Origin of the sequence: Dolichospermum sp. UHCC 0260 (assembly GCF_009711985.1) — a bacterium.
GTDB classification, from domain to species: domain Bacteria; phylum Cyanobacteriota; class Cyanobacteriia; order Cyanobacteriales; family Nostocaceae; genus Dolichospermum; species Dolichospermum lemmermannii.
Map to the genome: position 1 here is coordinate 1 of NZ_VIKZ01000085.1, position 978 is coordinate 978.

Below are 978 nucleotides of genomic sequence, written 5' to 3' on the forward strand. Positions count from 1 at the left end.
TGAGCTGGGTAGGGATGGAACTAAAGAAAAGACAAGGAACTAAACAGGTTCATACCTACCATTCTTTAGGGGTGATTAAATATAACACCATAGAAAATATTCCTTTGGTGGCTAGTCAACGTTTAATAGTTGAAAAACAAGTATTGGAAACAGCGGAAAGAATTGTGGCCACCAGTCCCCAAGAACTGGAACATATGCGATCGCTTGTTTCCCAAAAAGGCAAAATTGATATTATTCCCTGTGGGACAGATATTCAGCAGTTTGGTTCAGTGGAAAGACAAGCTGCCAGAGCTACTTTAGGAATTGATCCAGAAGCTAAAGTGGTGTTATATGTCGGTAGATTTGACCCCCGAAAAGGCATAGAAACCTTGATCAGGGCAATGCGAGAGTCGAAGTTTTATGAATCAAAACAGTTGCAGTTGATTATTGGTGGTGGTTGTACACCGGGGAATAGTGATGAAAAAGAACGCGATCGCCTCACCGGCATTGTCAACGAGTTAGGAATGGGTGAATGCACCTCTTTTCCCGGTTGTCTGAGTCGGCATATATTACCAGCTTATTTTGCTGCTGCTGATGTTTGTGTTGTTCCCAGCCACTATGAACCCTTTGGATTAGTAGCTATCGAGGCGATGGCCTGCGGTACACCTGTAGTCGCTAGTGATGTCGGTGGATTACAATTCACTGTTGTCAATGAAGAAACTGGTTTATTAGTGCCGCCACAAAATGTCCCAGCTTTTAACCACGCTATTGATCGGATTCTTGGCAATCCTGTATGGCAACAAGAACTAGGAAAAGCTGCTAAAAAGCGTGTTATCAATAAATTTAGCTGGCATGGTGTAGCTGCTCAGTTAGATGAACTCTATACCCAACTGTTGCAACAATCTGTTAAAGAACCCGCATTAGCGATTAAATAGGGAACTCCAGAAAAGGCAGGGGGCAGGGGGCAGGGCAGGGGGCAGGGAGAATATTTCTTCCCAA

At 43.9% G+C, this 978-nt stretch carries 1 protein-coding gene; it reads left to right on the top strand.

All coding sequences use genetic code 11. From position 1 onward, the window contains the following. A partial coding sequence (locus tag FJR08_RS21750; protein WP_168634559.1) for a glycosyltransferase occupies positions 1–914 on the top strand: 914 nt, incomplete at its 5' end. Between the last annotated feature and the right edge of the window lie 64 nt (positions 915–978).